The following is a 24,713-nucleotide window of genomic DNA, read 5'->3' as shown; positions in this document are numbered from 1 at the left end:
CGGTTCAGACCTCTTCGAGCAACTCCCACACGCACCCGGCGAGGCGGGCGTTGTCCGCCGGGGTGATGGTGCTCCACATGCGACCGTCGTTGCTCGGCCTGGTCAGGTAGACGTACCGGCCCGCCTCGGTGTCGTGGAAGGACACCACCCGGTCGGCCCGCCTGCGCCGCTGGTCGCGGCCCACCCGCTCCACCCCGAGCTGCCCGCGCACGCGCATCCCGGCGACCATGCTCACCAGCTCCTGGGCGTCGGACAGCAGGACGCCGCCCTGGTACAGCGTGGTGACCATGCCCTGCGGGTTGCCCCCGGCCGCCCGGTCAGCGTCGAGCAGCAGCTCGGTCGGCAGGCTCACCGACCGCCCCGGCCCGGCCGGGACCTCACCGGCGATCGACACCGCCGCCTCGGCCACCGCCGTCGCCCGCGTCGGGATCAACCACACCTCCTCCCGGTCCACCGCGGCGAGCAGCGCCTGCTCGCCCGAGGTCACCGCGAGGGCCTTGATCTGCCGGTCCGTCCACACCCAACTGTCCACCGACAGCCTGGGGTGGGCCAGCAGGCTCAACCGGTCGGCCAGCTCCGGCACCACCCGCCCGCGCTCGACCAACCCCCGCCGCTCCAGCGAGGCGAACGCGCCCTCGACCAACCCGGCCCGCTCGGTGTGGGTCGTCCCCGGGCTCGGCACGTCGACCGCCACGTGCCTGCGCGGCAACCGCTCGGCCTCCCACACGACGTCGAACTCCAGCGCCGAGAGCACTGTGGTGGTCGTGGCGCCGGTGGACAAGCTCAGTCGTCCTGGCCCAGCACCGGCGACACCACGAGCCGCTCGTCACCGAAGACGTCCTCGGAGTCGATCCCGTACTTGCGCACGTGCTCGTCGTCGTCCTCCCCGGGCGCCCCGGCCCCGGCCGCCGCGGGCGACATCAGCGAGGAACCGCGCCCACCGCGCGTCCCCCCCAGCCGCTCGGCGTTGCGCGCCGCCCTGGCCTCCTCCTCCGGAGCCCCGGCGATCGCCGACCTGTTGTTGCGCGCCTCGGACCCGTCCACACCCGCGGCACCGGCGACGCCCTTGGCGCCGCCCCCGCGGACCAGCCGGTCCTTCTCCAGCGCGGACCCGACCCCGGCACCGGCCCCACCGGCACCGGCGATGCCCGCGGCCGTGGCCACCCCGTCGACGAACCCCGGGCCGAACCCGGGGCGGAGCCCGCCCAGGCCGCCACCACCGGGCGCCAACCCGCCCGGGGAACCACCGGTCGGCCCGATGCCCGCGATCCGCCCGTTGCCGACGGGGTTGCCGTTCCCGGGCGGGGAGTTGACACCACCGGGGTTGTTGAAGTTGCCGGGGTTGTTGAGGTTGTTGCCCCCGGCCCCACCGGAACCGCTGCCACCGGGGCCGCCGCCACCGTTGACGCCGGAGAACACCCCCGCCTGGTTCCCGGCCGCGAGGCCCACGCTGCCCGGCGAACCGGGGGCCCCCGCGGCACCGGAGGGGGTGAAGGAACCGGGGTTGCCGGTGAAGCTCTGCGCGGACGTGCCCCCGAGGTGCTGCGCGGGCTGCGCCACCAGGTCCAACCCGGGCGGCACGGGCAGCGCCTGCGCACCCCCGATGGCCGACTGGCTGCCCCGGCTGTAGTCGTTCATCGCCGCCGCCGCCGCGTCGTGCGCGGCCCGGGTCTCCTCGACCCTGCGCGCGTTGTCGGTGGTGTAGCCGAACGTGCCCGCGAGGTCGTCGAGGAACCCCGTCTGGGTGGGCCCGCGCAACTCCCCGCCCTGGGGCGCGGCGTGCCTGGTGGAGTCGAAGACCGCACCCTGCTCACCCACGTTCGCACCGGTCGCCCCCGCCCGGGTCCCGGCGTCCTCGGCGTACACGCTCGCCGCCTTGGTCGCCTCCTGCCCCCGCTGCGAGGCGTCGCCCTCCCACTCCACACCGATCTTGGCCAACTCCTGGCGCAGCGTGCGGTCGGTCTGGTCCAGCCCGTCGGCGATCCGCTTGAGCGCCCCGACGGCCCGGTCGAGGCTGTCCGAGCCCGGCCCACCGCGCAACGCGTCGAGCTGGGCGGCGAGGGCCTGGTAGCTGTAGCCCTGGAACCGCAGGTCGCCGAGTCCGTAGTCGTTCGCCATGTCAGCCCCTCACCTCGAAGCCCGCAGGGTCGCGAGGGCTAGCCCCGCGGCCTCCTCGCTCATCTGGCACAACTGTTCCTGGGTGAACGTGAGTGGACTGACCGCGTCCGCGCTCACCATCAACTGCTGGCCCGGCGCGACGTCGATCGTCGTCGTGCAGTCCACGGAGTTGGGTCCGTCGCCCGGGGTGAAGTACCGCGCGGCACCGTAACCGCCGACGGAGACCAACTCGGCCTCGACGTTGCGCTTGCCGGTCAGCCACGGACCGATGCCCTCGGTCGTCACGGCGGAGATGTTGTAGTCGTGGAACGGCTCCTGCGCGGAGACGTTGAGGACGCACTGCTTCGCGCCGGGGAACACTTCACTCTTGCTGGTGGTCGACCGGGTGCGGTCCACCTTCAACTGCTTGAGCTGATCGGCTGTGAGCAGGGTGCACGGGTCGACCGCGTCCAACTGGAGGTCGGCGGGCCGGGGCGGGATCTCGACCGTCGGTGCCGGCGCGGTGGTGTTGCTCACCTGAGGGGGATCTTCCGTCCGCTGCTCGCCCTGCGGCACCGGGCTGCCTGTTTCGCCGGTGGTGCAGGCGGCGACTCCACCGAGCGCCAAGACGGCGATCGATGCGGACAGGAACAGCTTGCTAGACAACGCGGGACCCTCCGAGCGCGGAGGTAATCTGCTCCTCGTTGTAGCCGTAGTCCTTGGCTGTGGCCTTGAGCTGGTTGACCAGCTTGGTCAATCCCTCAATGTACTCCTGCACGCGCACCGCGTAGGAGTCCTCGTTCCTGATCAGGATGTCGTTCCAGGCCTTGGCCATCCGCTGCGACACCTCGTCGTCCCCGGGTGCCACGACGTGGAGTTCACCGCGCGCCGCGTGGAAGGTGTCCGTCAGCTCGTCCACCTGGCTTTGGATGATCTTGGCGGCGGCGAGGACATTGTCGTGGTTGACGACGAAGTGGCCGCCGCTGGACGGGGCCGTGCCGTGGGTGAGGTTGTCGAGCAGGTTGGCGGCGCCGCCGAGCAGACCGCTGACCACACCGCCCAGTGCCCCGAGTGGGTTGGCATCCATGTCACGCACCCCCGGTACTCATCGTGACCGTGTCATCTCCGGTTGCAGGTTACCAACGTGCTGGTAGGGCCTACCTGAACTTTGACGGAGAAAACCCGGCCGCGGTTCCCGCTACCCGGGGAGGGTGATCTCGCCGTCGGCGGCGCGGAGGGCGATGTCGGTGCGGTGGTGGGAGCCGGGGAGGTGGACGGCGTCGACGCGGTGGTAGGCGTCGGCTCGGGCGGTGCGGAGGTCGGGGCCGGTGCCGACGACGGCGAGGACGCGGCCACCGGCGGAGACCAGGGCGCCGTCGTCGCGGCGGCGGGTGCCCGCGTGCAGGACGCCTTCGCCCTCGGCGCCGGTGATGACGTCGCCGGTGCGGGGGCGGCCGGGGTAGCCGTCGGCGGCGATGACGACCGTGACGGCGGAGCCGGGTTCCCACTCCAGCGGCGGGTGGGCGGCGAGGGTGCCGGTGGCGGCGGCGTGCAGGAGGGTGGACAGGGGGCTGCGCAGCATGGCCAGCACGGCCTGCGTCTCCGGGTCGCCGAAGCGGCAGTTGAACTCGATCACCTCGGGCCCGTTCGAGGTCATCGCCAGGCCCGCGTACAGCAGCCCGGAGAACGGGGTGCCGCGCCGCGCCATCTCGTTGACGACCGGGCGCACGATGCGCTCGACCACGTCGTCGGCCAGCCCGTCGGGCGCCCAGGGCAGCGGGGTGTAGGCGCCCATGCCGCCGGTGTTGGGCCCGGCGTCGCCGTCGCCGACGCGCTTGAAGTCCTGGGCGGGCAGCAGCGGCACCACGGCCCCGGCCGGGTCGACCACGCAGAACAGGGAGACCTCGGGGCCGTCGAGGAACGACTCGAGGAGCACCGGGTGCCCGCCGTCGAGCAGCGTCATCGCGTGGGCGCGGGCGGCCCGCAGGTCCTTGGTGACCACGACGCCCTTGCCCGCGGCGAGCCCGTCGTCCTTGACCACCCAGGTGGGCCCGAACCGCGCCAGGGCGGCGTCGAGGCGGGCGGGGTTGTCGACTACCTCGCTGTGCGCGGTCGGCACCCCCGCGGCGGTCATGACGTCCTTCGCGAACGCCTTCGACCCCTCGATCCGCGCCGCCTCGGAACCCGGCCCGAAGCAGGCGACGCCCGCCGCGCGCACCGCGTCGGCCGCCCCGGCCACCAGCGGCCCCTCCGGCCCGATGACGACGAGGTCGGCCTTCCACCGCACGGCCAGCTCGACCACGGCGGCGGGGTCCACGGCGTCGACCCCGTGGGTCTCCGCCAGCGCGGCCGTCCCGGCGTTGCCGGGCGCGCACGCCAGCGCGACCACCTCGGGGTCCTTCGACAAGGCGAGGACCAGGGCATGCTCGCGGGCGCCAGACCCGATCACCAGGACACGCACGAGGAGCGAGCGTAGAGGCTGTGCGCCGAACGGCGGTAATCGAGTGCCCGGTTCGCGCTCCACCCGCCTCCGGTCGCCGTCAGCCCGGATCGGCGGCGGCCGTGTTCCCGGGGCGGACGCACCTCGGCCGCGTCCCGGGACGGGGACGCGGCCGAGGGTGATCCTGGCTGGAGGGGCAGGCGCGACGGATCAGCCCGCGGGGCGGTTCAGGACCCCGGCCAGCAGCGAGTGCACCGCCGCGTGGTCGGCCGGGTCGGTGAGCTTGCACTGGCCGCCGCGGAGGCGGTACCACTCGTCGGCGCCCGCGTAGCGGACCTTGGCGGTGACCACGCCGTCGGTGGTGCTCACCGTGCGCAGTTCGAGGTCGCCGGTGACGACGCCCGCTTCCTCGGTCATCAGGCCGGGGCCCGCGCTCAGCGGGGAGGTGTACTCGTTCAGCATGTGCCCAGCATGTCCGACAGCGCCGCCTTCTCCGCTGGTTCGGAACTCCGCGGCGGGCCGAACGGGTGCGGGGGCCCGCGACGCGGGCCCCCGCACCTCGGTCAGCAGCGGTCGAGCATGGTCAGCAGCGCCGACTTCTCCCCGGAGGTGACCTTCAGGCCGTACTTGTACTTCACCGTCGTCCACGCCTTGGCGTAGGTGCACCAGTACGAGGTCAGCGACGGCTTCCAGCTCTCCGGGCCTTGGTCGCCTTTGGACTGGTTGACGTTGTCGGTGACCGCGAGCAACTGCGGCGCGCTCAGGTCGTTGGCCAACTGCTGGCGCTTGGCGGTGGTCCACGACGCCGCGCCCGAGCGCCACGCGTTGGCCAGTGGGACCATGTGGTCGATGTCGACGTCCGACGCCAGCGTCCAGGTCGCGCCGTCGTAGGGGCTGTACCAGCGGCCGGAGGTCGCCGCGCAGGACGAGTCGGTGACCACGCTCGTGCCGTCGCGCTTGAGCACCGTCTCGCGGGTGTCGCACGCCCCGGAGATGGTGATCCAGTGCGGGAACTTGTCCCGCGAGTACCCGGTCATCGAGCCCGCCGCCGCGACGGTGAGGGCGCTGAGCTGCGAGCGCGCGGTGGCCTCGCTCGGGATGCCCGGCGGCGTCGCGGCGGCGGTGCCCGCGAAGCCGACGAGGAGGCCGGTGGACAACAGCAGGGCGCCGAACAGCGCCCGGAGCTTCGACATTCTTCCTCCGGTGGCAGGGGTGGAGGGTCGACAGGGACGGGACTGACCCTGTCGGGGCCAGGTGGAGTGCGTCATACCTCTGAGTGACACTCCAACGACCGAATGTAGAAGCTCCGGGTCACTGTCGGGTCCAACTGGCAATTGGTCACACCGGGCAGGCTGGCCGGTTCGCGGGCTCCGGGTCCGGCCAGAACCCGAACCGGGGCCGCGACGGGCTGAGCAGCCCGGCCGTGCAGCCCCGGCTCCGGATGGTCGCGTCGGAGTACGAGGTGCCGGTGCTGAGCCCGCTGATGTCGCGTAGCTGCACGACCGGCTCGTCGAAGTAGACCGTCGGGCGGTCCTTCGGCTGCACGCAGGACGACGGCACGAACGACCACACGCCGTAGGTGCTGCCGCCCGCCCGGGGAGCGCTGACCAGGGCGACCGAACCGTCCTGCGTCACGTACCGGTACGACACCTTGGTGAGGTCCAGGTCGACCCGCTGGGCGGGGTCCACCACGTCGTCGGCGCCGTCGCGCCGGGTGTAGTTCAGCGACGGGGTGCACTGCTCGCCCGCGGTGAGCGTCACCCGGGTGCCGAAGGTGATCCGCCGCCACCCGGTCGTGCCACCCTCGGTCACCTTTCGCAGCGAGTGGAACGGCGCGTTGATCGCCCCCACCCAGTCCCGCCAGCGGTCCGCGTCGGTGCCGCACCGCTCCGGCACCCCGGTCAGCCCGCCGGACTGCGACGCCCTGGTCAGGTTCGAGCGCAGCACCCAGCCGACCGGGGTCGCCATGGCGTGCGCGGTCGTCACCCGGATGCGCACCCAGTCGCCGCAATAGGCGGTCACCTCCGCCCTGTCGCCCTTTACCGCGTTGGCCAGCACCAGCCGCCCCGGGTACTCCCGCACCGTCGACCGGTCGGTGGAGATGGTGTCGGCGGTGGCGGCCGCACCCTCGGGTGCCACCGCCACCCCGATCGCGGCGGCGGCCACCAGGCCGAGCGCCCACGTCATCCGCTTCACTGCGCCTCCTTCGCTGCAACTTGGGGAGGCCAGTACCCCGCAAATTCCCCACCGACGACAGCAGTGGTGCGCGAATGGTCAACGACAGTGCACTCGCGGAGCGTCAGACGATGCCGCCGTTGGCGCGCACGACCTGCCCGTTGATCCAGTGGCCCTCGGGTGAGCTGAGGAAGGCGACGACCGCGGCGATGTCCTCGGGGGTGCCCAGCCGCTCCAGCGGTGCCTGCCGCGCGAGCCCGGCGACGGTCTCCTCGTCCTTGCCGTCGAGGAACAGCTCGGTCGCCGTCGGGCCCGGTGCCACGGCGTTCACCGTCACGTCCCGGCCGCGCAGCTCCCGGGCCAGGATCAGCGTCAGCGCCTCCACGGCCGCCTTGCTCGCGGCGTAGGCCCCGTAGGTGGGGAACCGCAACCCGAGCACGGAGGTGGAGAAGGTCACCAGCGACCCGCCCGGCCGGGTGCGGCGGGCAGCCTGCTTGGCGACCACGAAGGTGCCCCGGACGTTGGTGCGGTGCAGGTCGTCGAACGCGTCGAGGTCGAGGTCGGCGATCGGGGAGAGCACCATCCGCCCGGCCGCGTGGACGACCACGTCCACGCCCCCGAACGCGCGCTCGGCGGTGTCGAAGACCTCGGCGACCGCGTCCGGGTCGGCGACGTCGGCCTGGACGGCGAGCGCCCGGCCGCCCGCCCCGGTGATGTCGTCGACGGTGGCCTCGGCGGCGGCCCGGTTCCCGGCGAAGGCGAGGACGACGGGCAGGCCCCTGCCCGCGAGTTCGAGGGCGACCGCGCGCCCGATGCCCCGGGAACCGCCGGTCACGATCGCGACCCTGTCTGTGGTGGTGGTGTTCACGGGGTCCACGATGCGCGCTCCCGGCCCGGTCTGGCAGGGGCTGCCCGTGGTGGGGACGGCAACCCCTGGGTCCGGGCCGCGCCCGCGGGCAGACTGGTCCTCGTGAACAGCCCGAAGTACGCCGAACTGGGTGCGTTCCTGCGGTCGCGGCGCGACCGGATTCGCCCGGCCGACGTGGGCCTGCCCCACGGACCGCGGCGGCGCGTCCCCGGCCTGCGCCGCGACGAGGTCGCGCAACTGACCGGCGCGTCGGTGGAGTACTACACCGAGCTGGAGCGGGGTGCGGGCGCCCAGCCCTCCGAGCAGATGCTGGCCGCGCTCAGCCGCGCCCTGCGCCTCTCCGGTGACGAGCGCGACCACCTCCACCACCTGGCGAACCGCCCGGTCCCCGTCCAGGGCGGCGCCGCCTCGCACGTCCACCCGGGGATGCTCAGCCTGCTGGACCGGCTCGACGGCACCCCCGCGCAGGTCATCACCGACCTGCACGTCACCCTCGCGCAGAACCCGCTCGCGGTCGCGCTGACCGGCGACCAGTCGGGCCTGCGCGGCATGGGCGCCAGCCTGGTCTACCGGTGGTTCACCGACCCGACCGCCCGCGACCTCTACCCGCGCGAGGACCACGACGCCCAGGGCCGCGTGCTGGCCGCCGACCTCCGGGCGGCCGCGGCCCGCCGCGACACCGCCGATCCCGAGGCAGCCGCCATGGTCGAGGCGCTGCTGGCCGAGTCCGCGGAGTTCGCCGGGGTGTGGGCCGAGCACGACGTCGCCTTCCGCCGCAATGATCGCAAGCGGCTCGTCCACCCCGTGCTCGGGCTCTTGGAGGTCGACTGCCTCAACCTGTTCAGCGAGGACGGCCGCCAGCGGCTGCTGTGGTTCACCCCCACCGCGGGCACCGACACCGTCGGCAAGCTGGAACTGCTGGGCGTGCTCGGCACCCAGGACCTCACCGCCGACCGGGCGTGAGTGGGCTCAGAGGAGGCCGCGGGCCACGCGCAGGTCCTCGGTGTGCCGGTACCAGGTCCACTTGGCCGCGTCCGTGGGCACGCCGTCGCGCTCGAAGCGGGTGCGCAGGCAGCCGATCTGGAACGCCCGGCCGTGGTGGGTGCTCACCTTCTTGGCGAACAGGCCGCCCCGGGTGACCCTGGCGACCAGGCCGGGGCCGCCGTCCGGGTCGGGGGCGACCTCGATCCGCTTCGCCCGCCCGCGCAGCGCCGTCTCGTCGTCGCAGTAGGCCACGCCCTGCGGCTGGTCGACGACCCCGCCGCCGACCAGGACCCCGCCCGCGTCGTCGCGGATCAGCGGGAACGGGTCGACCTCCCCCGAGACGGCGGCCGCGGCCAGTCGCTCCCGGTCACGTGGCAGACCCCACAGCGGCACCACCCGCGACCCGTCCGGGTCGACCGGCAGGTAGCCGACGGCGACCGCGCCGAGCCGGTCGGTCCGCATCAGCCGCAGCACGACGGCGGCCAGGTCGGCGTCGGTGCCGTGCACCACGAGCCGGTCCCCGGCGAACGACTTCAGCACCGGGTCGAGCGCCCCCCGGCCGGGCCGTTCGGGCAGTTCGACCAGGTCAAGCCCGTGACGCACGGTGAGCGCGTCCGGGCGCGCGGTGGTCGTCGCGTTTCCGCAGGCCAGCACGAGTGCGCTCACGGTTGTCTCCTGGTCTAGTCTCAGTTACCGGCATTCGCACCGAGGCAGCGCGGGAACGGGTGTCACAGTCTCTCCAACTGCCAACACCTGGAGTTTCACATGCCGGCTATCGTGCTGATCGGCGCCCAGTGGGGCGACGAGGGCAAAGGCAAGGCGACCGACCTGCTCGGCGAGCGGGTCCAGTGGGTCGTGCGGTACCAGGGCGGGAACAACGCCGGGCACACCGTGGTGCTGCCGGACGGTCAGGACTTCGCGCTGCACCTGATCCCCTCCGGCATCCTCACCCCCGGGGTGACCAACGTGATCGGCAACGGCGTCGTCGTCGACCCCTCGGTGCTGCTCACCGAGCTGGCGGGCCTGGAGGCCCGCGACGTCGACACCTCCCGCCTGCTGATCTCGGCGGACGCGCACCTGATCATGCCCTACCACGTGGCGATCGATAAGGTCACCGAGCGCTACCTCGGCAAGGCCAAGATCGGCACCACCGGTCGCGGCATCGGCCCGGCCTACCAGGACAAGGTGGCCCGCGTCGGCGTCCGGGTGCAGGACGTGCTGGACGAGAAGATCCTCCGGCAGAAGGTCGAAGCCGCCCTCGACATCAAGAACCAGATGCTGGTCAAGGTCTACAACCGCAAGGCCCTGGAGCCCGAGCGCGTGGTGGACGAGGTGCTGGCCGCCGCGGAGGGCTTCGCGCACCGCATCGCCGACACCCGCCTGCTGCTCAACCAGGCGCTGGAGCGCGGCGAGGTCGTGCTGCTGGAGGGGTCGCAGGGCACCCTGCTCGACGTCGACCACGGCACCTACCCGTTCGTGACCTCGTCCAACCCGACCTCCGGCGGCGCCAGCGCGGGCTCGGGCATCGGCCCCACCCGGATCACCACGGTCATCGGCATCCTCAAGGCCTACACCACCCGCGTCGGCTCCGGCCCGTTCCCCACCGAGCTGGACGACGACATGGGCGAGCGCCTGCGCAAGGTCGGCGGCGAGATCGGCGTCACCACCAAGCGCCTGCGCCGCACCGGCTGGTTCGACGCGGTCATCGCCCGCTACGCCAGCCGGGTCAACGGCATCACCGACTACTTCCTCACCAAGCTGGACGTGCTCTCCGGCCTGGAGAAGGTGCCGGTCTGCGTCGCCTACGAGGTCGACGGCACCCGGGTCGACGACATGCCGATGACCCAGACCGACGTGCACCACGCGGTACCGGTGTACGAGGAACTGCCCGGCTGGTTCGAGGACATCAGCGCCTGCCGCACCTGGGAGGAACTGCCCGCGAACGCCCGCGCGTACGTGGAGCGGATCGAGGAGCTGTCCGGCGCCCGCGTCTCCGCGATCGGCGTCGGCCCCGGCCGCGACCAAACCATCGTCCGCCACGAGATGGTTTAGCCAGCCCCACACCGCAGATCACCCCCACCCGGGCACAACGGGCGCAGCCGCCGGCCACCCCCACACCGGCGGCCCGGCGACTGAATGCCCGGGTGGGTGGTTCTGCTCGGGTGGGGGTGGCGATCATGTGACAGCCTGTCTGGGCGGTGGGGCATCTTTTCAGCCCCACCTGACACGCTGGAGCACATGATCGCCGTAGGGGCCCCGCCCAAGCGGAACCACCCACCCGGGCAAGCCCACGAAACTCCCGGGCTTTTCCACGGCACGGCCAACACACAGGCACGCCGAGCAGAACCACCCCGAACCAACCCACCCGCGCTCACTCCCGCGACAACGCCGCCTCCTCCAGGTCCAGCTCCCGCTGCACCCGCCGCAGCGTCTCGTCGTCGATCTCCCGCCGGTCCCTGGCCGCCACGAACTCCGCCCGCTCCGCCGACAGCATCTCCCGCCGCAGCCGCCGGAACGCCGCGGCCGGGCTCTCCTCCTCCTGCCGCCCCAGCCGCTCCCACGCCGCGTTGCCCCGGTGCTCCGCGAGCGCCCGCAGCCGCGCCGCCAGGTGCTCCGGCACCGCGCTGGAGTCGACGATCTCCTCCAGCCGCGACACCGCCGCCCGCGCCGCGTTGTTCTGCACCTGCGCCTCGGCGAGCGCCCGCTCCTGCTCCCCGGAGTCGCGCACGCCCAGCCGCCGGATCAGCGCGGGCAGGGTCATGCCCTGCAGGAGCAGCGTGCCCACGGTCACCACGAGCGTCAGCAGCAGCACCACGTCGTGCCCGGGCATCTCCAGCGGGATGGCCGCCGCCGCGGCCAGTGACACCACCCCGCGCATCCCGGCCCACCCGAGCACCGTCACCTGCCGCCACCCCGGTGCCACCGGTTCGCGCTCCCGGACCCGCTTGAACAGCCACCTCGGCACGTACGCCGCGGGGAACATCCACGCGAACCGCACCAGGATCGCCGCCAGCAGCACCACCGCCGACGCCCCCAGCAGGTCCCACCCCGGGTCGGCGTCCGCCACGGCCGTCCGCACCTGCAACCCGATCAGCGCGAACACCAGCGACTCCAGCAGCACGTCCAGCGACTTCCACACCGCCGTCTCCTGCAACCGGGTCGAGAAGCCCGCCGCGGGCGCGTTGTGCCCCAGGTAGAGACCCGCGACCACCACGGCCAGCACCCCGGACGAGTGCACCTCCTCGGCCAGCAGGTACACCCCGAACGGCACCAGCAGCCCCAGCGCGCTCTCCAACGCCCCGTCACCCACCCGCAGCCGGACCGCGTGCACGACGACGGCCACCACCAGCCCCACCGCCACCCCGCCGACGGCCGCGACCAGGAACGTCACCAGCCCGTCGCCCCAGGAGATCGCCGACCCGCCCACCGCGGCCGCCACCGCCACCTTGAACGCGGTCAGCGCCGTCGCGTCGTTGCCCAGGCTCTCCCCGGTCAGCAGCGTCATCGCCCGCCGGGGCAACCCCAGCCGACGCCCGATCGCCACCGCCGCCACCGCGTCCGGCGGCGCCACCACCGCCCCCAGCACCAGCGCGGGCGCCAGGCCCAACCCCGGCACCACCCAGTGCGCCACCAGCCCGACCACGGCGGTCGTGGTCAGCACCAGCCCCACCGCCAGCAACCCGATCGGCCGGATGTTGGCCTTGATGTCGAGGTAGGAGCTGTCCAGGGCGGCCGAGTACAGCAGCGGGGCCAGCACGACCAGCAGCACCAGGTCCGGGTCCAGCCCGAACTCCGGCACCCCCGGGATGAACGACACCCCGATGCCCACCGCGGTCAGCACCAGCGGGGCGGGCCAGTCCACGCGCCGCGCCAGCACCGTCACGGCCCACGACCCCACCAACAACAGCAGCAGTTCCACCCGTACCTCCACACCCGCCGGTCCTCTGCGCGAGGATGACCCATAGTCGCCCGAGAGGACCGCCGATGAGTTGCGCACACACCGAAGACCTCCCCACCGGGGTGACCGCCGACGCGACCGACGAGTGCCCCGACTGCGCCGCCCTCGGCGAACGCCACTGGGTCCACCTGCGCCAGTGCCTCACCTGCGGCCACGTCGCCTGCTGCGACTCCAGCCCGCACAGGCACGCCACCGCCCACCACGGGGCGAGCGGCCACCCCGTCATGCGCTCCCACGAACCGGGCGAGTCCTGGCGCTGGTGCTACCCGGACAACCGCCTCGTCTGACCGGGAGGACCAAAGAGGCCGCCACCGGGTTCCGGTGACGGCCTCCTGCGGCTGGGTGGTCTACGCGCGCGGGAAGTTCTCCGCCCGGGAGGCGACCGCGATGTCGGGGTTGTCGCTGAACACCCCGTCGACCCCGGCCTTCCAGAAAGCGCTCAGCTCCGCGAACAGGTCGCCGTAGTTGGCCGCGACGGCGTCCGACCGCAGGTTCTTCGGCAGGAACGTGTTCTCCGCCCGGAACGTGTACGGGTGCACCTTGAGCCCCACCGCGTGGGCGTCGGCCACCAACCGCGTCGGCTGCGCCAGGTTGCCCGCCGCGTCCCGCGCCACGACCTGGTTCTTGTCCGGCCCGACCCCGTCGGCGTAGGTCGAGACCTCCTTGAGGCCCTGGGCGCTGACGACGTCGGCGTAGGTCCGCTCGTCCCCGGCCGCCACGAAGTCGTAGGGCGCGCCGGAGGCCGAGGTCAACTGGACCAGCGGGACCCGCAGCTCCCGGTGCAGCGCCTTGAGGTTCGCCACCTCGAAGGACTGCACGAACACCTTCGCGTTGCGCCGGTTGAGCCCGTTGCGGTTGAGGACCCGCACCAGCTCGGGCTCCAGAGCGAGGCCTTGGCGCTGGAAGTAGGTGGGGTGCTTGGTCTCCGGGTAGATCCCCACCTCGCGCCCCAGCTCCCGCGAGAGCCGGTTCTTGAGGTCGATCACTTCCTGGAGCGTGGGCACCTGGTGGCGCCCGTTGTGGATCGTGTTCTCCTGCCGGACGTCCGGAATCCGCTCGGTCGCCCGCAGCGTCTTCAACTCGGCCAGCGTGAAGTCCTCGGTGAACCACCCGGTCACCGCGACCCCGTCCAGGTCCTTCGTCGTCCGCCGCCCCGCGAACTCCGGGTGCGCGGCGACGTCGGTCGTCCCCCCGATCTCCGGTTCGTGCCGGGCCACCAGCACGCCGTCCTTGGTGGAGACCAGGTCGGGCTCGATGAAGTCGGCCCCCATCCGCGCCGCCAGCTCGTAGCCGGCCAGCGTGTGCTCCGGCCGGTAGCCGGAAGCGCCCCGGTGCCCGATCACCAGCGGGGTCGCCCGCTCCCCGGGCCGCCCAGCCGCCTGCTCGGGAGCAGCGGCAGCACTGCTCAGCGCAGCGGTCCCCACCAAAGCCAATGCCGACACAGCAACCCCCAGCATCCGGGCAACCGTCATGACCAACCTCCACGTCCCGTCTCGGCCCAACCCTGGCCCGACCCCAAGACCACCCGGCCACCGCCCGGCGTCTACCACCCCACGGTCACGTGAACTGCCGGTACCCCGACTTCCACCCGCCCCGGTGACGGGATTCGTCGCCGGGGCGGGTGGAAGCCGGGGGCGGGTGGGTCAGGCCAGACCGAGGGCGGCGGGGGCCTGGGGGTCGGAGTCGGCGAGGAAGGTGGCGCAGCGGGTGTGCTCCTCGGTCTCGCCGATGGCCTGGGCGGCCTTGGCGAGGGCGGCGAGGGCGCGGAGGAAGCCCTGGTTGGGGCGGTGCGACCACGGGATGGGGCCGTGGCCCTTCCAGCCTGCGCGGCGGAGCTGGTCGAGGCCGCGGTGGTAGCCGGTGCGGGCGTAGGCGTAGGCCGCGACCGGCTGACCGTCGGCGAGGGACCCCTCGGCCAAGGCGGCCCAGGCCTCGCTGAAGTCGGGGGTGCCGGTGACGACCTCGACCGGGTCCTGGCCCGCTTCGAGGGCGGCCTGCTGTTCGGGCCGGTCGGGCAGGTACGTGGGGTCGGGTCCGCCAAGCAGGTTCATGGGGCCATCATGCCGCGCGAGGGCCGGGTGGGGCCGGGGCGGGCGGGTTCAGGGCGCGGCGGGTGGGGTGGCCTGCTGGGCGAGGAGGTTTTGGGCCAGGTCGATGAAGTGGGCGAGGGTGGGGGCGTCGAAGGCCAGGGCGAAGTGCTGGTCGTCGGATTCGAAGACGAAGTCGTAGGCGTCGCCGTGGCCGGGCATGGCTCGGAGGTCGACGGCGGCGGTGCAGATGACGCCGGTGCTGATGCTGATGTGCGAGTTGGTGCGCATGACTGGAGATTACGTTTGAGACGCAGGAGACAAGCGGCTCTCCTGGATGAATCATGAGTCTCAAAGGGTGACGTTTGGCAGTACGCTCTGTGAGACGCGGGGTGGACGGGCAGGCTTGGGGTGTGAAAAGCACTGATCCGGGGCCGGTGGTCCAGCGGTTGATCTTCGGGGCGCGGGCGAGGGAGCTTCGGGAGCGCGCCGGGGTGGAGTTGGAGGCGGCGAACGTCGCGTTGGGGTGGTATCGCGGGAAGCTGTCGAAGGTGGAGACGGGGCAGTTGGCGACCAAGCCCCGGGAGTGCGACGAGATGTTGCGGATCTACGGGGTGAGTGGGCACGAGGCGGAGCAGTTGCGGTCGCTCGCCGCTGATGGGCGGCGGTCGGCGGCGCCGGAACGGGTCACCGACTCGGCGCGGCAGTACGTGGCGCTGGAGCGCGACTCCACCGAGATCCGCATGGTGTACCACGAGATTCCGGGCATCTTCCAGACAGTGGAGTACGCGCGGGCGCAGTTGATGCGCTCACCGGTGATCCCCGGCGCCCAGGTGGCGGGCATGGCGGCAGCCAGGCGCGAACGGGGCGAACGGCTGCGCGGATCGGGGACGAAGGTTTATGCGGTGCTCGGCTTTGAGGCACTGCACCGCGAAACCGGGGGCAGGGAAGTGCTTGCCGATCAGTTGCGCAGGCTCGCGGGGTTCGCTGAGCTGCCGAACATCTCGATCCGCCTGATCCCGTGGTCGGCTGGGGCGGCTGCCGGGTTGGGCGGGCCGTTCACCCTGCTGTGGATCGAGCCCGCCAATGCCCGGATCGCATACACCGAAACCTTGACCGGGGCCGACTACCTCAAGACCACGGACACCTACAGCCTGGCCTTCGAGCAGGCGAGCGACCTGGCGTTGGACGAGGAAGCCAGTCAGGATGAGCTGAAACGGAGGATCATCGAGCTTGAGTAAGGGAGTCCCCACCATGTCGATCTCCCCGAGCACCCTGGCCGGGTTGACTTGGCGCAAGTCGAGCCGGAGTTCGGCGGGTGGCGCGCAGTGTGTTGAGTTGGCGAACCTGCCGGTGGGAGCGGCTGTTCGGGACAGCAAGAGCCCGGACAGCGGTCACCTTGTGCTCGCGCCCACCGCGTTCGACCAGCTCCGGGGCTGGGCCAAGCAGCGTTGACGAACAGCGGCGGCGGGGCACCTGTGCAGGTGCCCCGCCGCCGTCGTTGTTTCAACCTGTGATGCGCGACCCTCGAATGCTCAGCCCGCGATCATGCGGCCCGCGGACTTGAGGTGCTCGCAGGCCTGGGTGATGCGGGTGGCCATGGCCTGCTCCGCCGCCTTGAGGTAGCTGCGGGGGTCGTAGGCCTTCTTGTTGCCCACCTCACCGTCGACCTTGAGGACGCCGTCGTAGTTGGTGAACATGTGGGTGGCGATGGGGCGGGTGAAGGCGTACTGGGTGTCGGTGTCGATGTTCATCTTGATGACGCCGTAGGACACCGCCTCTTGGATCTCCTCCAGCAGCGAGCCGGAACCGCCGTGGAAGACCAGGTCGAAGGGCTTGGAGCCCGGGTCGAGGCCCAGCTTCTGGGTGACGACCTCCTGGCCCTGCTTGAGGATCTCCGGGCGGAGCTTGACGTTGCCCGGCTTGTAGACGCCGTGCACGTTGCCGAAGGTGGCCGCCAGCAGGTAGCGGCCCTTCTCGCCCACGCCGAGGGCGTCGACCGTCTTGAGGTAGTCGTCGGCGGTGGTGTAGAGCTTGTCGTTGATCTCGTTGGCGACGCCGTCCTCCTCGCCGCCGACGACGCCGACCTCGATCTCCAGGACGATGCGGGCCTTGGCGGCCTTGTCCAGCAGCTCGGCGGCGATCTCCAGGTTCTCCTCCAGCGGCACGGCCGAGCCGTCCCACATGTGCGACTGGAACAGCGGGTTGCGGCCCGCGTCCACCCGCTCCTGGCTGATGGCGATGAGCGGGCGGACGTAGCCGTCGAGCTTGTCCTTGGGGCAGTGGTCGGTGTGCAGTGCGACGTTGACCGGGTACTTCGCCGCCACGACGTGGGCGAACTCGGCGAGGCCGACCGCGCCGGTGACCATGTCCTTGACCTTGGTGCCGGAGGCGAACTCCGCTCCGCCGGTGGAGACCTGGATGATGCCGTCGCTCTCGGCTTCGGCGAAGCCGCGCAGCGCCGCGTTGAGCGTCTCCGATGACGTCACGTTGATGGCTGGGTAAGCGAACTCGCTCGCCTTCGCCCGGTCCAGCATCTCCGCGTAGACCTCGGGTGTGGCGATGGGCATCGGTGGTCCTCCTCGGGGTGGGACTTTCGCTGGATAGTACGAGCAGCGCGCACCGGTCCGCTCCGTCAGACTGACCACATGACCACCGCGACCTGGAATGGCGAGACGATCGCCGAGAGCGACGACACAAAGGTCGTCGAGGGGAACCACTACTTCCCGCCGGACTCCGTGCGCCGGGACCTCCTGAGCGCGTCCCCCACCACGAGCGTGTGCCCGTGGAAGGGGACGGCCAGCTACTACTCCTTGACCGTCGACGGTCAGGAGAACACCGACGCGGCCTGGTACTACCCGGCGCCGAAGGACGCGGCGGCGGAGATCAAGGACCACGTGGCCTTCTGGCGCGGGGTCGAGATCACCCCGTGAGCGCCGCCGCCAGGCTGCGGTAGGCGGCGAAGTCGAGCCCGCCGTCGGCGGTGACCACCTGGATCGCCACGTGGTCGGCACCGGCGGCGTGGTGCTCGGCGACCCGCTCGCGGATGGCCTCCTCGTCGCCCCAGGCGACGAGGGCGTCGACGAGCCGGTCGCTGCCCTTGACGTCGTCCTCGGTGAACCCGAGGCGGCGCCAGTTGTTGACGTAGTTCGGCAGCCCCAGGTACATGGCCAGGGCGCCGCGGGCCAGCTCGCGGGCCCTGGCCGGGTCGGTCTCCAGGACCACGTGCTGCTCGGGGGCCAGCAGCGGGCCCGCGCCGAGCAGTTCCCTGGCCCGGGCGGTGTGCTCGGGGGTGACCAGGTAGGGCAGGGCGCCGCGGGTGCGGGCCCCGGCCAGCTTGACCGTGCGCGGGCCCAGTGCGGCCAGGGCGACGGAGTCCATCGGCACGGCGAGCTGGTCGAGGTAGTCCACCAGCTTGCTGTAGGGCTTCTCGTAGGTCTTGTCGGTGACGCTCTCCACCAGGGCCGCGTGGCTGGCGCCCAGGCCGAGGACGAACCGGCCGGGGAACCGGGTGGAGATGCGGTCGAACGCGGTGGCGATCCCCGCGGGCCCGTCGGTCCAGATGCTGACGATGCTGGTGCCGACGGCGAGCGCGGCGGTGCCGCCGAGCAGCGCGTCGACGACGGCGAGGTCACCGCCGGGGGAGCCGCCCAGCCACAGCGCGGTGAAGCCCAGCTCTTCGAGTTCGGCCGCGTGCTCCGCGCCGTCGGTCCACAGGTGGGCCCCGCTCCAGACGCCCACCCGGCCAAGTTCGGCGGTCATGTGCCCTCCGATCGGTGTGGAAGGTGGTGAATCCTAGCGCGGGTAGCTTCGAGCCATGACGAACATCGGTTCCACGGACCTGGACGTGTTCCCGCTCAACCTCGGCGGCAATGTCTTCGGCTGGACCGCTGACCAGGCGAATTCCGAGGCCGTACTCGACGCGTACACCGAATCGGGTGGCAATTTCATCGACACCGCCGACGTCTACTCGCAGTGGGCGCCCGGGCACGTCGGTGGCGAGTCGGAGACGGTCATCGGCAACTGGATGGCCGCCCGGGGCAACCGCGACCGGGTGGTGATCGCCACGAAGGTCGGCGCCATGGAGGGCTTCAAGGGCTTGTCCGCGGCGAACGTCGAGCGGGCGGCGGAGCAGTCGCTCAAGCGGCTCGGCACCGACCACATCGACCTGTACTACGCGCACCGCGACGACACGTCGGTGCCGCTGGAGGAGACGCTGGCGGCGTTCGACTCGTTGGTGCGCAAGGGGAAGGTGCGCTACCTCGGCGCGTCGAACCTGAGCGCGGAGCGGCTGGCGGAGTCGCTGGCGGTGTCCGACCGGGAGGGCCTGGCGCGGTACGCGGCCCTGCAACCCAACTACAGCCTGGTGGCCAGGGCGGAGTACGAGCCCGAGTACGCGGAGCTGGTGGCCCGGGAGGGGTTGGCCGTGCTGCCGTACTGGTCGCTGGCGAGCGGGTTCCTCACCGGCAAGTACCGCGACGGCGCCACTGTGGACAGCGTGCGGGCGGGCGGGGCGTCCCGGCACCTGGACGACCGGGGGCGGCGGGTGCTGGCGGCGCTGGACGCGGTGGCGGGGGCGCACTCGGTGCCCGTGGCGGCGGTGGCGCTGGCGTGGTTGGCGGCGCAGCCGGGGGTGGTGGCGCCGATCGCCAGCGCGCGCACGGTCGAGCAGCTCGCGGACCTGCTGCCGATGGCGTCGCTGGAGCTGGGCGAGGACGAGCTGGCGGCGTTGACGGCCGCTTCGGACTGAGGTCGATCCGCCTCAGGGCGAGGTGGTCGAGGCCGCCGTCTTGGGTCCGCGGCCCGCGACGGCGGCCAGGGCCAGGGCGGCGGGTGCGGTGACGTGCGGCGGGTGCCCGAGCGCGGCCATGGTCACGACGAAGGCCAGCAGGGTGAGCAGGGTGGCGAACTGGCGCGCGGGCACCGCGCCGCAGGAGGTGCGGGGGTGGACGGGGAGCAGGGCGGGGCGGAAGGTCATCGGGGTCCTCTTTCACCGGATGCACGGTCGAATGCACGTGCATTTCGGTCAACGTACGGTGTCCGCCGCACTGCGCCAACCACCCGGGCGGAAGTTCACCTGACTCAGCTAGACGTGCCGACACAAGCGGAAACTGCGGAGAGTAGCCAAGTGTAAGCAGAGAATTACCTGTTACTCGCGGTAGCTTACTCTGGGTAAGTCGCGGTAGCGTGGCCGGCAACCCACTCGTTCGAGGAGGAACCATGGGCGCGACGAATCTGTTGGCACGGCCGCGCAGCGTCAAGGGCAAGGTCATCCTGATCACCGGTGCCGCGCGCGGTTTCGGCGCCGGGCTGGCGAAGCGGTTCGCCGCGCGGGGCGCCAAGGTGGCCCTGGTGGGCCTCGAACCGGTGGAGATGAAGAAGGTCGCCGCCGAGTGCGGGCCGGACGCGGCGGTGTTCGAGGCCGACGTGACCGACTGGGAGGCCATGGAGACCGCGGTGGCCGGGGTGGTCGAGCGGTTCGGCGCCATCGACATCGTCATCGCCAACGCCGGGATCGCCGCCGCCGGGTTCGTCCGGTCGATCGACCCGAAGGCGTTCGAGCGGACCATCGAGGTCGACCTGCTCGGCGTGTGGCGCACGGTGCGGGTGTCGCTGCCGCACGTCATCGCCGCCAAGGGCTACATCCTCGTCGTCTCCTCGCTGGCCGCGATCACGCACGCGCCCGCCATGGCCGCCTACGCCGCGTCGAAGGCCGGGGTGGAGGCGTTCGCCAACAGCCTGCGCTCGGAGATGAAGCACCTCGGCGTCCGCGTCGGCGTCGCGCACCCGTCGTGGATCTCCACCGACCTGGTCAACGGCGCCGACGAGCACCCGGTGTTCGGGCCGCTGCGCAGGTCCATGCCCGGCCCGATCGGCAAGGCGTACCCGGTGCCGCTGGCGCTCGACGCGCTGGAGAAGGGCGTGCTGCGGCGCGACCGGACGATCCACGTGCCCGGGTGGGTCGGGCTGCTCAAGCTGGTCCGCTCGTCCATCCCGCTGATCATCGAGCACGGTGCGCGGCTGACCGGCAACGTCGTGGCGAAGGCGGACGCGGCGGCGCTGGCCGACATCGCCGAGCGCGGCGCGGACGTGTCGTCGCGGCCGGTGGGCGCCGGTGGCGCGGCGGCGATGGCCGGCAAGAAGTCGTAGCCGAGCAAGATGGGGTGACCGCCACCCCAGCGCCCAGGAGGAACCGATGTCGCGACGCGAGCAGATCGTCATGACCACCGAGGAGGTCGGCGCGTTCCTGCTCGCCGAGCGCGTCGCCACCGTGGCCAGCATGGGCCCCAACGGGCGCCCGCACCTGGCACCGCTGTGGTACGTGCCGGAGGGCACCACCCTGCGGACGTGGACCTACGGCAGCTCGCAGAAGGTGGCGAACCTCCGGCGGCTGCCGCAGGCCACGGTGCTGGTCGAGGCCGGGGACTCCTACGAGGAGCTGCGCGGCGTCAGCATGGAGTGCGACGTCGAGGTGGTGGAGGACGGTGAGCGGGTCGCGGCCATCGGGTCGGAGCTGACCCACCGCTACACCGGCAGCGAGGAGGTCGCGGTGGCCGCGTCGCAGTTCGTGCGGGTGCAGGCGGTCAAGCGGGTGGGCCTGGTGTTCACGCCGACGAAGGTCGTGTCCTGGGACCACCGCAAGCTCGGCGGCGGCTACTGACCCGCCCGCTCGGCCAGCTCGCCCAGCACCGGCTTCCACTCGCGGACCGACTGGGCGGCCACCACGCCGTCGCGCCGGTACGGGTCCTCGGCGAGCAGCGCGTCCAGCTCCGCGCGGTCGGCGACCAAGGCGATGAACATGCCGCCGAGGTCGTCGCCCCACGGGCCCGCGCCCACCACGGTGCCCGCGCCCACCAGTCCCGAGAGGTATTCGCGGTGCGCGGGCCTGCTGGCGAGGAGCCGCTCGCGGTCGGTGGTGTAGGTCGTGTCGATGATGAACCAGGTCATGGCGACGATGATCGCACCACCGAACACACCGGATGGCCCTGTGTTCACCCAGCGGGACCGGTAGGGTTCCCCCGTGGCAGGGGATGGTGGACACCGGGGTGATTTCCCCCCGAGGCGCGGTGAGCTCGGCTCCGGTGCGCCGGAGGGTCGTGCGGAGCGCAGCGTGGAGCAGACGCTGACCCGCCTGCGCGCCATCGACACCAGGAGCGCGCCACCGCCGCAGCCGGAGGCGCCGCTGACCCTGGAGGACCTCTACCGCACGCACCGGATGCGGTTGATCCGGTTGGCGCTGCTGCTCGTCGACGAGCCCGCGACCGCCGAGGACGTGGTGCAGGAGGCGTTCACCGGCCTGCACCGCAACTGGGGCAACCTGCGCGACGCGGCGGCCGCGGTCGGCTACCTGCGCACGGCGGTGGTCAACGGTTCGCGCAGCGTGCTGCGCAGGCGCAAGACCGCCCGCGAGTACACCCCGCCGCACGCGGTCAACGCCCGGTCCGCGGAGAGCCTGGCGATGCTCACCGCCGAGCACCAGGGCGTGGTGAAGGCGCTGTCGCAGTTGCCGCCGCGGCAGCGCGAGGTGCTGGTGCTGCGCTACTACGGCAACCTCACCGAGGCGGAGATCGCCGAGGCGGCGGGCATTTCCAAGGGCACCGTGAAGTCGACGGCCAGCCGGGCGCTGGAAGCGCTGCAGAAGATCATGAACCAGCCCTGAGCCGTACCGCCCCCGGGGTAGATTTGGTCCAGACCATTGCGGTCCAGACCAATACACTGCCACTGTGCACCTCGGTGCCTGGACGTCTCGGAGGGGCGACGATGGCGGGACAACTCATCACGGGTGGCAGGCTGGTCACCCCGGACGGCGTGCTCGACGACGGCTGGCTGCTGGTCGAGGACGGGCACATCGCCGCGCTGGGCACCGGCGGCCCGCCGCGCGCCGACGACGCGGTGGACGCGGGCGGCGCCTGGGTCGTCCCCGGCTTCGTCGACATCCACTGCCACGGCGGCGGCGGGGCGGCCTTCACCAGCCCCGACCCCGCCGACCTGCGGCTCGCCGCCGACACCCACGCCAGGCACGGCACCACCACCCTGCTGGCCAGCCTGGTCTCGCGGCCGGTGCCGGAACTCGCCGACCAGATCGCCGCCCTGCGCGAACTCGTCGAGGACGACGTCGTCGCGGGCGTCCACCTGGAGGGCCCGTTCCTGTCCTCGGCCCGCTGCGGCGCCCACGACCCGGCCGTCCTGCGGCCCCCGGAGCCGGAGGCGGTGGACGCGCTGCTCGCCGCCGGGCGCGGGGCGGTCCGCATGGTGACCCTGGCACCGGAACTCGCGGGCTCGGTCGAAGCGGTCCGCCGACTGGTCGACGGCGGCGCGATCGCCGCCCTGGGCCACACCGACGCGGTCGAGGCCCAGGTGCTGCCCGCCGTCGACGCCGGGGCGACGGTCGCCACCCACCTGTTCAACGGGATGCGCCCCCTGCACCACCGGGAGGCGGGCCCCATCGGCGCCCTGCTCGACGACGACCGGGTCAGCGTCGAACTCATCTGCGACCTGGTCCACCTCAGCCCGACCGTGGTCCGCCTGGCGGCCCGGCACGCCGGACCCGAGCGGACCGTCCTGGTGACCGACGCGATCGCCGCCGCCGGGGCGGGCGACGGCGACTACGAGATCGGCGGCCTGGCGGTCCGGGTGCGCGACGGGGTGCCGACGCTGGCCGAGGGCGGCGCCCTGGCGGGCAGCAGCCTGACGATGGACGCGGCCTTCCGGAACCTGGTGCGCGGCTGCGGGCTGGACGTCCCCGAGGCCGTGGCCGCGACCGCCACCCGCCCCGCCGCCCTGCTGGGCCTGGCCGACACCACCGGGAAGCTGGCCAAGGGCCTGGCGGCCGACCTGGTCCTGCTGGACCGCGACCTCGCGCTGAGCGGGGTCTGCCGCCGCGGCACCTGGCTCTGACCCGACCGCGGGCAGCTCCGCCCGACGACGACGGGCCGCCCGGTTCGCCGCTCCGACCCGCCCGGGGGCGGGCGGGTCAGTAGGGTCGGGGCCATGACCGAGGCAGATCCGGAACGGCTGCTCACCGAGGCGCTGCGGGCGCAGGCCGCGCAGGCGCCGGTGTCGGAACCGACCGGTCCGGTCGGCGGTTTCGGGCTGCTCTCCGGCAGCGACCTGCCGCTGGCGGCGACGCCCGCCGAGGTGACCGCGCGGATGCCCGGGACCGAACAGCCGCGGGCGTGGTGGGTGCTCGGGTTGGCGGTCATGCTGGGGCTGGCCGCGGGCGCGGTGGTCGGCGTCCTGACCCTGCTCTGAGTTCCGCGCCGCCGACGCCGCTGCGGGACAAAACGGACTTAACGGGAGCGATGCTCCCAGATAGCACACAGGGACGCCCTGTACCTTGTGGGCGTGCGCGCCACCGATCTCCCCGTGAACCTCGCCCTGCTGCCGAGCTGGCTGGACCCCGAGGTCATCCTCAGCAGCCTCGGCTGGTTCCTGGTGCCAGGGCTGTGCCTGATCATCTTCGCCGAGTGCGGGCTGCTGCTGGGCTTCTTCCTGCCCGGCGACTCGCTGCTGTTCACCGCCGGGCTGTTCATCGCCAAGGACGCCGCCGGGGACGGCCTGGTGGACATGCCGCCGCTGTGGCTCACCTGCCTGCTGCTCACCGCGTGCGCGTTCCTGGGCAACGTGGTCGGCTACTGGATCGGCGCCAAGGCCGGGCCCGCGCTGTTCAGCAAGCCGGACTCCAAGCTGTTCAAGCAGGAGCACGTGGTCAAGACGCACGTGTTCTTCGAGAAGTACGGGCCGCGGGCCATCGTGCTGGCGCGGTTCGTGCCGATCGTGCGGACCTTCATCACCGCCATCGCCGGGGTGGGGCGGATGGACCCGAAGAAGTTCTTCTCGTTCTCCGCCATCGGGGCGGTGCTCTGGGCGACCGGGGTGACCGTGCTGGGGTACTTCCTCGGGCAGATCGACTTCATCCACAAGAACCTCGAGGCGATGCTGGTCCTCATCGTGCTCATCTCGGTGGTGCCGATCATCATCGAGTTCGTGAAGGCGCGGCGGGAGCGCAAGCACGCCGCTTGACCTTGCGGCGTTGGCTTGTGGTCCTGTTCAGGGCTTCAAAGCCCGGTCGTTTTCGGGGCGTGCCCGGGTGGATCTGCCCAACCGTGCCGTGGGTTCAAAGCCCGGTCGTTTGTTGGGCGTGCCCGGGTGGGTGGATCTGCT

Annotated in this window: 31 protein-coding genes; 13 read left to right on the top strand and 18 right to left on the bottom strand. The window is 72.3% G+C overall.

Going from position 1 to position 24,713, the window contains the following annotated elements; all coding sequences use genetic code 11:
- Nucleotides 1-4 precede the first annotated feature (4 nt).
- The 9 genes from UO65_RS28410 to UO65_RS28370 form a co-directional block, all read right to left on the bottom strand.
- A complete protein-coding gene (locus UO65_RS28410; RefSeq protein ID WP_035288519.1) occupies nucleotides 5-781 on the bottom strand; it encodes an ESX secretion-associated protein EspG in 777 nt (258 codons plus the stop codon).
- A gap of 2 nt (nucleotides 782-783) precedes the next feature.
- Nucleotides 784-2,118, bottom strand: coding sequence for a PPE domain-containing protein (locus UO65_RS28405; RefSeq protein ID WP_035288517.1), 1,335 nt, complete (start codon nucleotides 2,116-2,118; stop codon nucleotides 784-786).
- A gap of 9 nt (nucleotides 2,119-2,127) precedes the next feature.
- Nucleotides 2,128-2,763, bottom strand: a complete 636-nt coding sequence (locus UO65_RS28400) for a DUF3558 domain-containing protein (protein ID WP_084176344.1) — start codon at nucleotides 2,761-2,763, stop codon at nucleotides 2,128-2,130.
- Entirely contained in the window at nucleotides 2,756-3,184 is a 429-nt protein-coding gene (locus UO65_RS33785; RefSeq protein WP_052021898.1) for a PE domain-containing protein, read from the bottom strand. The genes UO65_RS28400 and UO65_RS33785 overlap by 8 nt, the downstream gene beginning before the upstream one ends.
- 111 nt (nucleotides 3,185-3,295) lie before the next feature.
- Complete coding sequence (gene purD / locus UO65_RS28390) at nucleotides 3,296-4,558, bottom strand: phosphoribosylamine--glycine ligase (RefSeq protein ID WP_035288515.1); 1,263 nt, start codon at nucleotides 4,556-4,558, stop codon at nucleotides 3,296-3,298.
- Between the two features lie 189 nt (nucleotides 4,559-4,747).
- Nucleotides 4,748-4,999, bottom strand: a complete 252-nt coding sequence (locus UO65_RS28385) for a hypothetical protein (protein ID WP_052021897.1) — start codon at nucleotides 4,997-4,999, stop codon at nucleotides 4,748-4,750.
- Between the two features lie 101 nt (nucleotides 5,000-5,100).
- Nucleotides 5,101-5,730 (bottom strand): HNH endonuclease family protein, encoded by a 630-nt coding sequence (locus tag UO65_RS28380; RefSeq protein ID WP_084176343.1) that lies wholly within the window; start codon nucleotides 5,728-5,730, stop codon nucleotides 5,101-5,103.
- 145 nt (nucleotides 5,731-5,875) lie between these two features.
- Entirely contained in the window at nucleotides 5,876-6,733 is an 858-nt protein-coding gene (locus UO65_RS28375) for a hypothetical protein (protein ID WP_035288513.1), read from the bottom strand.
- Between the two features lie 103 nt (nucleotides 6,734-6,836).
- Nucleotides 6,837-7,580, bottom strand: coding sequence for an SDR family oxidoreductase (locus UO65_RS28370; protein ID WP_200873495.1), 744 nt, complete (start codon nucleotides 7,578-7,580; stop codon nucleotides 6,837-6,839).
- A gap of 102 nt (nucleotides 7,581-7,682) precedes the next feature.
- On the opposite strand from UO65_RS28370, the gene UO65_RS28365 reads away from it, so the two are divergent.
- On the top strand, nucleotides 7,683-8,543 hold the full coding sequence (locus tag UO65_RS28365; protein ID WP_035288550.1) for a helix-turn-helix transcriptional regulator: 861 nt from the start codon (nucleotides 7,683-7,685) through the stop codon (nucleotides 8,541-8,543).
- A gap of 6 nt (nucleotides 8,544-8,549) precedes the next feature.
- Here the strand turns inward: UO65_RS28365 and UO65_RS28360 are convergent, their stop codons facing one another.
- Complete coding sequence (locus UO65_RS28360; protein ID WP_084176342.1) at nucleotides 8,550-9,230, bottom strand: hypothetical protein; 681 nt, start codon at nucleotides 9,228-9,230, stop codon at nucleotides 8,550-8,552.
- 99 nt (nucleotides 9,231-9,329) lie between these two features.
- Between UO65_RS28360 and UO65_RS28355 the strand changes: the two genes are divergently transcribed.
- Nucleotides 9,330-10,616 carry an adenylosuccinate synthase gene (locus UO65_RS28355; RefSeq protein ID WP_035288511.1) on the top strand — a complete coding sequence of 429 codons (1,287 nt, stop codon included), beginning with the start codon at nucleotides 9,330-9,332 and terminating at the stop codon, nucleotides 10,614-10,616.
- Nucleotides 10,617-10,935: 319 nt separating this feature from the next.
- Here UO65_RS28355 and UO65_RS28350 read toward each other — a convergent pair whose 3' ends face one another.
- The gene (locus UO65_RS28350) at nucleotides 10,936-12,483 is read right to left on the bottom strand and encodes a Na+/H+ antiporter (protein WP_084176341.1); all 1,548 of its coding nucleotides are present in this window, start codon (nucleotides 12,481-12,483) and stop codon (nucleotides 10,936-10,938) included.
- A 65-nt stretch (nucleotides 12,484-12,548) separates the two neighbouring features.
- Here UO65_RS28350 and UO65_RS28345 point away from each other — a divergent pair, with 65 nt between their 5' ends.
- Entirely contained in the window at nucleotides 12,549-12,809 is a 261-nt protein-coding gene (locus UO65_RS28345) for a UBP-type zinc finger domain-containing protein (RefSeq protein ID WP_035288507.1), read from the top strand.
- A gap of 60 nt (nucleotides 12,810-12,869) precedes the next feature.
- Here UO65_RS28345 and UO65_RS28340 read toward each other — a convergent pair whose 3' ends face one another.
- From UO65_RS28340 to UO65_RS28330, 3 genes are all read right to left on the bottom strand, one after another.
- Entirely contained in the window at nucleotides 12,870-13,994 is a 1,125-nt protein-coding gene (locus UO65_RS28340; RefSeq protein WP_035288506.1) for a glycerophosphodiester phosphodiesterase, read from the bottom strand.
- Between the two features lie 171 nt (nucleotides 13,995-14,165).
- The gene (locus UO65_RS28335; RefSeq protein ID WP_035288504.1) at nucleotides 14,166-14,573 is read right to left on the bottom strand and encodes a DUF3151 domain-containing protein; all 408 of its coding nucleotides are present in this window, start codon (nucleotides 14,571-14,573) and stop codon (nucleotides 14,166-14,168) included.
- Nucleotides 14,574-14,621: 48 nt separating this feature from the next.
- Nucleotides 14,622-14,840, bottom strand: a complete 219-nt coding sequence (locus tag UO65_RS28330) for a hypothetical protein (protein WP_035288502.1) — start codon at nucleotides 14,838-14,840, stop codon at nucleotides 14,622-14,624.
- A gap of 122 nt (nucleotides 14,841-14,962) precedes the next feature.
- Between UO65_RS28330 and UO65_RS28325 the strand changes: the two genes are divergently transcribed.
- Nucleotides 14,963-15,790: a helix-turn-helix domain-containing protein gene (locus tag UO65_RS28325; protein ID WP_161784532.1), complete on the top strand. Its 828-nt coding sequence runs from the start codon at nucleotides 14,963-14,965 to the stop codon at nucleotides 15,788-15,790.
- Nucleotides 15,783-16,004, top strand: a complete 222-nt coding sequence (locus tag UO65_RS28320) for a DUF397 domain-containing protein (RefSeq protein ID WP_411431385.1) — start codon at nucleotides 15,783-15,785, stop codon at nucleotides 16,002-16,004. The genes UO65_RS28325 and UO65_RS28320 overlap by 8 nt, the downstream gene beginning before the upstream one ends.
- Nucleotides 16,005-16,084: 80 nt before the next feature.
- On the opposite strand, the gene fbaA is transcribed toward UO65_RS28320, so the two are convergent.
- Nucleotides 16,085-17,119, bottom strand: coding sequence for a class II fructose-bisphosphate aldolase (fbaA, locus tag UO65_RS28315; RefSeq protein ID WP_035288496.1), 1,035 nt, complete (start codon nucleotides 17,117-17,119; stop codon nucleotides 16,085-16,087).
- A gap of 78 nt (nucleotides 17,120-17,197) precedes the next feature.
- On the opposite strand from fbaA, the gene UO65_RS28310 reads away from it, so the two are divergent.
- Entirely contained in the window at nucleotides 17,198-17,482 is a 285-nt protein-coding gene (locus UO65_RS28310; RefSeq protein WP_035288494.1) for a DUF427 domain-containing protein, read from the top strand.
- Here UO65_RS28310 and UO65_RS28305 read toward each other — a convergent pair.
- Entirely contained in the window at nucleotides 17,472-18,311 is an 840-nt protein-coding gene (locus UO65_RS28305) for an LLM class F420-dependent oxidoreductase (RefSeq protein ID WP_035288492.1), read from the bottom strand. The two genes, UO65_RS28310 and UO65_RS28305, sit on opposite strands and share 11 nt — an antisense overlap.
- A 55-nt stretch (nucleotides 18,312-18,366) precedes the next feature.
- Between UO65_RS28305 and UO65_RS28300 the strand changes: the two genes are divergently transcribed.
- Nucleotides 18,367-19,299 (top strand): aldo/keto reductase, encoded by a 933-nt coding sequence (locus tag UO65_RS28300; RefSeq protein ID WP_035288490.1) that lies wholly within the window; start codon nucleotides 18,367-18,369, stop codon nucleotides 19,297-19,299.
- Between the two features lie 12 nt (nucleotides 19,300-19,311).
- On the opposite strand, the gene UO65_RS28295 is transcribed toward UO65_RS28300, so the two are convergent.
- Nucleotides 19,312-19,527, bottom strand: coding sequence for a hypothetical protein (locus UO65_RS28295; RefSeq protein ID WP_035288488.1), 216 nt, complete (start codon nucleotides 19,525-19,527; stop codon nucleotides 19,312-19,314).
- Between the two features lie 242 nt (nucleotides 19,528-19,769).
- On the opposite strand from UO65_RS28295, the gene UO65_RS28290 reads away from it, so the two are divergent.
- Together UO65_RS28290 and UO65_RS28285 are read left to right on the top strand one after the other, a co-directional pair.
- Nucleotides 19,770-20,699, top strand: coding sequence for a short-chain dehydrogenase/reductase (locus UO65_RS28290; RefSeq protein ID WP_035288486.1), 930 nt, complete (start codon nucleotides 19,770-19,772; stop codon nucleotides 20,697-20,699).
- 46 nt (nucleotides 20,700-20,745) lie between these two features.
- A complete protein-coding gene (locus tag UO65_RS28285) occupies nucleotides 20,746-21,210 on the top strand; it encodes a pyridoxamine 5'-phosphate oxidase family protein (protein WP_035288484.1) in 465 nt (154 codons plus the stop codon).
- Here UO65_RS28285 and UO65_RS28280 read toward each other — a convergent pair.
- The gene (locus tag UO65_RS28280) at nucleotides 21,204-21,497 is read right to left on the bottom strand and encodes a YciI family protein (protein WP_035288545.1); all 294 of its coding nucleotides are present in this window, start codon (nucleotides 21,495-21,497) and stop codon (nucleotides 21,204-21,206) included. The two genes, UO65_RS28285 and UO65_RS28280, sit on opposite strands and share 7 nt — an antisense overlap.
- A 163-nt stretch (nucleotides 21,498-21,660) precedes the next feature.
- Here UO65_RS28280 and UO65_RS28275 point away from each other — a divergent pair, with 163 nt between their 5' ends.
- From UO65_RS28275 to UO65_RS28260, 4 genes are all read left to right on the top strand, one after another.
- A complete protein-coding gene (locus tag UO65_RS28275; RefSeq protein WP_035288482.1) occupies nucleotides 21,661-22,209 on the top strand; it encodes a SigE family RNA polymerase sigma factor in 549 nt (182 codons plus the stop codon).
- 101 nt (nucleotides 22,210-22,310) lie between these two features.
- Nucleotides 22,311-23,447: an N-acetylglucosamine-6-phosphate deacetylase gene (gene nagA, locus UO65_RS28270; RefSeq protein WP_035288480.1), complete on the top strand. Its 1,137-nt coding sequence runs from the start codon at nucleotides 22,311-22,313 to the stop codon at nucleotides 23,445-23,447.
- A gap of 93 nt (nucleotides 23,448-23,540) precedes the next feature.
- On the top strand, nucleotides 23,541-23,801 hold the full coding sequence (locus tag UO65_RS28265) for a hypothetical protein (RefSeq protein WP_035288478.1): 261 nt from the start codon (nucleotides 23,541-23,543) through the stop codon (nucleotides 23,799-23,801).
- 93 nt (nucleotides 23,802-23,894) lie between these two features.
- Nucleotides 23,895-24,572, top strand: coding sequence for a DedA family protein (locus UO65_RS28260; protein WP_035288542.1), 678 nt, complete (start codon nucleotides 23,895-23,897; stop codon nucleotides 24,570-24,572).
- Nucleotides 24,573-24,713 lie beyond the last annotated feature (141 nt).

The sequence above is a fragment of the Actinokineospora spheciospongiae genome (assembly GCF_000564855.1).
Classification (GTDB): Bacteria; Actinomycetota; Actinomycetes; order Mycobacteriales; family Pseudonocardiaceae; genus Actinokineospora; species Actinokineospora spheciospongiae.
Note: the sequence above shows the minus strand (reverse complement) of the source record. Positions and strands in the feature narration are given on the sequence as shown.